Annotated in this window: 6 protein-coding genes; 3 read left to right on the plus strand and 3 right to left on the minus strand. The window is 43.0% G+C overall.

Annotated features, from left to right (window positions below; all coding sequences use genetic code 11):
* Window positions 1-308: 308 nt before the first annotated feature.
* The 3 genes from B9Z42_RS15940 to B9Z42_RS15955 all read right to left on the minus strand — a co-directional run bounded on the left by B9Z42_RS15940 (window position 309) and on the right by B9Z42_RS15955 (window position 2,160).
* Window positions 309-815: a hypothetical protein gene (locus B9Z42_RS15940; RefSeq protein ID WP_100134409.1), complete on the minus strand. Its 507-nt coding sequence runs from the start codon at window positions 813-815 to the stop codon at window positions 309-311.
* A 196-nt stretch (window positions 816-1,011) separates the two neighbouring features.
* Complete coding sequence (locus B9Z42_RS15945; RefSeq protein WP_100134410.1) at window positions 1,012-1,602, minus strand: hypothetical protein; 591 nt, start codon at window positions 1,600-1,602, stop codon at window positions 1,012-1,014.
* A 333-nt stretch (window positions 1,603-1,935) separates the two neighbouring features.
* Window positions 1,936-2,160 carry a hypothetical protein gene (locus B9Z42_RS15955; RefSeq protein WP_100134412.1) on the minus strand — a complete coding sequence of 75 codons (225 nt, stop codon included), beginning with the start codon at window positions 2,158-2,160 and terminating at the stop codon, window positions 1,936-1,938.
* Window positions 2,161-2,284: 124 nt separating this feature from the next.
* On the opposite strand from B9Z42_RS15955, the gene B9Z42_RS15960 reads away from it, so the two are divergent.
* From B9Z42_RS15960 to B9Z42_RS15970, 3 genes are all read left to right on the plus strand, one after another.
* On the plus strand, window positions 2,285-3,004 hold the full coding sequence (locus B9Z42_RS15960) for a hypothetical protein (RefSeq protein ID WP_143474113.1): 720 nt from the start codon (window positions 2,285-2,287) through the stop codon (window positions 3,002-3,004).
* 143 nt (window positions 3,005-3,147) lie between these two features.
* Complete coding sequence (locus B9Z42_RS15965; protein WP_100134414.1) at window positions 3,148-3,750, plus strand: site-specific integrase; 603 nt, start codon at window positions 3,148-3,150, stop codon at window positions 3,748-3,750.
* Window positions 3,743-5,203, plus strand: a complete 1,461-nt coding sequence (locus B9Z42_RS15970; protein WP_100134415.1) for a recombinase family protein — start codon at window positions 3,743-3,745, stop codon at window positions 5,201-5,203. Before B9Z42_RS15965 ends, B9Z42_RS15970 begins: the two co-directional genes overlap by 8 nt.
* Window positions 5,204-5,306 lie beyond the last annotated feature (103 nt).

Consider the following 5,306-nt stretch of genomic DNA (forward strand, 5'->3'; position numbering starts at 1 on the left):
GCCAAGAAGTGGACGATGCCGGTGCAAAACTGGAAGCCCGTGCTGAACCGATTTACGATCCAGTTTGAGGGAAGGATGCCGACGAATTAACACTCGCTCCGTTTACACAAAATTCGGGACACCCTCGAGTTCGGTGACTGGGAAAACGTGAACTCTTTCAATGGGGACTTGCGTATCAGGTCCAGCAACTTGTCCTTGGTCATCTTGGTCCCTGATTTCTCGATTTGTTTGGCTAGCGTGTCGCTCATGGCGTGGTTCCTTCTTCTTTCGTTTAATCCAATGTTTGAAGCTAAGCATGATGGTGTTGCTTAGATCTGCTTTTGCTTGGTGATGTATCTGACCCATTCCATGGTGTGTCCCTCTTTCACTGGTTCAACAAGGATGGATTGGACGGTACCAAGTGACTTGATATCCTTCAGAAGCCGATCAGTTAGGTTGTTGTTGTCGTGTGACCAGACACGATGTAGCTGCGATTTCCTGATGGGTAAGAGGCTATGAATATGGAAGGGTGACCTGCGACCAGCAGTGCGAAGTCCTGTGGATTCGAATCGCTCAAAGAAATAGAAGTCTGGAAAAGGTAGGGCAGATTCTTGATTCGCTTGATTAGGTTCTATTGCTCGACGGAACTTCTTTAGGACGCCTGCGGCGTACTCCGTTTCCCATCTTTCTCTGGTGTTGATCCTATCGACAGGTTTAAAGACGACAGTAATGGCAAACAGTTGGTGATCTTGACGCTTAGAGTCAAAGAATTCTGTCCAATGTTGGGTTTGTGTATCTTTAGATAGGCTGAACCTAGTTGTAGCTTGATTGGTCATGGTGTCCTTGATCTGAGCTGGTCCTGCTCATTAGATAGAAGAGATTGGATGGGTTGTTAAGAATATTTAGGCAATAGAAAGTCATACCAATTAAATGGCACAAAAGAAAGTGAGATTGTTAAAAATCCGCCAATCGAGGGGTGCAAGACCATCTGTTCGATTGGTGGAAATTGTTTAATATTTATATTTTATATATTTAGCGAATATTTAACAAATTATTTTTTAAAATATTTCCAATATTTAATTGCTCCAAGAAGTCCCAATGTAGATGGTGAAAATCTGAAATATTTACCTTGAGTATATTGGATTTTTCAAATTTGATTCTAGGGTTGGAGTATTCATCGCTCGTATCTTGGCTGCAAAGTAATAAAATATTTTTTTCTTCTTTTGCTCTGTATGCAATATAGCTATTACCAAAAAGATCGATGCTACTAATAAAAAATTCGAGATTAGGGTTCTGTTCAATAATCGTATCCATCACCAGTTTGGGTTCGTTGTAAACGGTGCGGAGTTCTATTGTGAAAGAGTCAGAGTCGTGTGAATAAATTTTTCCGAATTTTTCAATGTGACCATTGGATGGCGTGCCCCAGTTTTCAGTGGTCCATTTCTTCCAGTCCTTTATTTCATTATCACTTGCTGTGCTTAAATCAATATTTATTTCATTGGGAATTGAAATGATTTCTTTGAAATCAAAAAGACTATTAGAAATAGGAAGGGATTGCTCGAATTTTGTAATACTCGAGTTGTTTCCAATGGCGCAAAGAGTGGTGTAAGCGAAAAAGTTCATTTGTATTCTTTGGTTTTTGTTTAGATGTAAAAGATGTCGGTGCTTTCTGTAGAGATTTTTATTTCCAAAAAAAGTATCGAAATGAAATGTATTCTGGCTGCTCGTTATTTCTGATTAGTTGATCAAGTGAGTGATATTGAAAAATTATTTCGTGTATAAGTTCGGATGTGGATTTTTTGTCGATTGTTCTTTTTTTATATGATTTAATAATTTCGGAAATCATTTGAATTGCCTCTGACGCTTGGGTAGAGTCGCTGTTAAGAAGTTGAGTGAGCATGAGTTTTGTGAATCGGCTGTGCTTGCCGATAAAAGATGTGATGTTCATGATGAAGATTAGATTGAGATGGTGTCGATGTTGATTTTTTTAGTTGGTTTGTTGGCGAATTTTTTAATTTGATCTTTGATATTTTGTGTAGGTGTAATGTTGAATAGAGATAAGTTTTCGATAATGCGTTCGATGCATTCAATTTCCCGATTCCATTGAATAGTCGCTGTATTTAGTGTGCGGTTGATGGAAATGCTGAAAGTATTTTTTGGGTTTTGTGTGGTCTTGGTCATTTGAATAGTCCTTTAAAGAATGATTGAAATCGTTATTAATTTCAATGACTCTATTGTTCCAAAATAGTCATTTTTTGAATGCCTGTTAACTTATTAAGTTATTTAAAGTGTTAACATAATTGGCATGAAAAACGTCCCTTCGCAACGACATTTCGCCTACCGGCATCCAACGTTTGGAACTGTCAAAACTCCAAAGTCGGTTAGCCATTGGCAAGGTTCGGTTTACTTCTGGTGGTGGGCTTTTTTGCGAAAGAACGCTGAATACATTGCGTGCTGCGAGTCAGGGGGTAAGGGACCAATGGCTCCTCTGTACCAAGACTTTGGAGATGTTCGTGACGACAACTTCAAGGCGTGGTGGAGTCAAAGTGGTCGTGCGATACGTCTGTTTGCTGAACCTGCGGCAGAAGATGTCGTTAGAGAGTTGCAAGGTGGTGAATTAGCCCCGGACCAATCTAACGTGTTGACGTTGGTATTTCCGTTGGACCTACCCAAGCGATACCTGCAGAAAAGATTCAACCTGCTGTTAAAAAACCGTCACAAAGGTAAACGGGGAGTTCAATATGCCAAGTCCAGTCAGGCAAGGTATAAATTTGAAGGACAGCCAAACGTCCCAGCCTTAAAGCTGGCGATGAAGGTTTACGAGATGAAGCATGACTATCCAAAGATGAAGCTCTGGGAAATAGGTAACGAAATGCCCGGGGTCATTCGAAGCCAGAAGCTAAAGGCATCTGATGACCAATACACAAAAGAGCAAAAGAAGAAGGCTTTGGCTTCGACGGTGAGTAGATACCTTCGTCGGGCTGAAGAATCCATCCAGAGGGTCGGGCAGGGCTTGTCACCGTAACGACTGGTTATGGAATAGATAAAAAATAATCAGTCAACATAAGTTATTGATTTCAAAAGGAAAAACAAACTGCACAAAACGGTGTTCAAAAATATCTCGTTTTATTAAAATAAAAGTATGCATTTTTATAACGGGATGGTCGTATGGCACTAGGTAAACAAGCCAAGCTTCTTACCAAGCAGCAAATGGATGCCTTTTATCTATCACTGGAGCTGACTAGGAACCCAAGCAGGAATAGGCTGATCTTTCTCCTGTCGGTCAAAGCAGGTCTTAGGGCGAAAGAAATTGCGGGATTGACTTGGGGAATGGTTTTGAGTGCATCAGGGGACTTGGAAGACAACATCTCCCTCGAAAACACCGCCTCAAAGGGGAATTCAGGCAGACTAATACCAATCAACAAGCAGTTACGGTTGGAGCTTGCTAGTCAACTCAATGCGATAAGAAGTAAAGCAACCCTGCATGAGCTGAGGGATCGAAGGATAGTTCGCACACAAAGACGTATCCAGACAACCCCACAAGTAATCGTGAATATGTTCAAGGGGTGGTACAAAAAGGCAGGTCTTATGGGGTGTTCATCCCATAGTGGTCGACGAACCTTCATTACCAATGCTGCCAAAAAAATCTCTACGGTTGGAGGGTCACTGAGGGATGTTCAGTGGCTGGCAGGTCACAGCAGCTTACAGACTACGCAAAGGTATATTGATGGGGAAAGCGATGCCCGCCGGAAAGTAGTCGATCTTGTCTGAAATTCTTCACATCTACACCCGTGTCTCAACCGTGGTCCAAGCGGATGAGGGGATGTCCTTGGACATTCAAAAGGAGATAGGGATAGCAAGGGCAAAGCAACTTGGGTTTGAGTACCGCCTATGGAATGAGGGTGGTCGTTCTTCAAACCATGAAGAGATCGACAAGCGTCCAGTGCTATCGCAGCTGTTCAATGAAATCAAAACTGGTGCTGTAAAACATCTGTTTGTTTATGACCAGTCCCGACTTTCAAGAAATGACCACGTTTCGTCAATTTTCCGAGTTGAGTGCAACAAGCAAGGGGTTACTCTCTACAACAAGGAAGGTAAGTACGACCTTGGTAATCCTCATGACCAGTTCTTGAAGCAAATCCTTGATGCAGTTGGTCAATTCGACAACGCTCAAAGGGCTGAAAGAACAAGGCTTGGCAAACTAGCTCGAATCCGACAGGGCTTCTGGATGGGCGGACCACCAGCATATGGCTACGATTTGGTAGACCGTAAGCTGGTGATCAACGAGAGTGAGGCTAAGTGGGTTCGATTCATATTCGAACAGTACGCCAATAAAGTCCCACTTATGGATGTGAAGATTGAGCTTGATGCCAATGGTGTAACTCCTCGAAGAAAGAAGGGAACTTGGGCAATGGGTTCGTTACAAGCTTTGCTTCGTAACACTCACTACATTGGATATTGGGACTTCAAAGACCATAAGTCAGGTGAAGAGATTCGTGTTGAGTGCCCTCGAATCCTCTCGACCGAACTGTGGTCAAAGGTGCAGGCAACGAAAGAAGACCACCTTAGCAAGCGAAATAGCACTAACGCAGTTAAGCACTTCTATATGCTGAAGAATGTTCTTCGATGTGGGCATTGCGGGACTTGGTTGTCTGGAGTGAAGAATCCAAAGCAGCCAAGCAAGTCCCACTATTACTGTCCGAAAAAAGAACGGCAATGGGCTAAGGAGTCAATTCCCGAGGCAGAAAAATGGCAAAGGGGACGTGCCTGTGCAATGACCCGCTCTTTAAACATTGATGCAACTGACGAGCTAGTCTGGAACACTGTCATTGATGTAATTAGCAAGAGTCGTTCATTCCGTGAGCAGACTAAGGTTGAAATCCTTGGAACGGACTACGCCTCTCAAGCCGGTTCAGAGCAAGAAATCAAAGCAGCAAATTTAAAGATTCGCCAGTTGAAGAGGACGCTGGAAAAGACGTTTGAAGCCCTGACTAAAGTGGAAACTGAACGATTGATGGAACGCCTGAGTGCAACGCAATACTCAGCAGTTCGGGCGAATATTGATAGAGAGAAGTTGGCAATCGAGGTCGAAATTGAGCAGCTAACAGCCAAGGTCGAAGGAGTAGGACAGGACCGACGATGGTTCAAATGGTTGGACAATTTCCAACGAAAAATTGGAACTTTCAAGACGTTCACGCCAGAGGGTGTCCCGAATTTTGTGTAAACGGAGCGAGTGTTAATTCGTCGGCATCCTTCCCTCAAACTGGATCGTAAATCGGTTCAGCACGGGCTTCCAGTTTTGCACCGGCATCGTCCACTTCTTGGCG

The organism is Limnohabitans sp. B9-3 (assembly GCF_002778325.1).
GTDB classification, from domain to species: Bacteria; Pseudomonadota; Gammaproteobacteria; order Burkholderiales; family Burkholderiaceae_C; genus Limnohabitans; species Limnohabitans kasalickyi.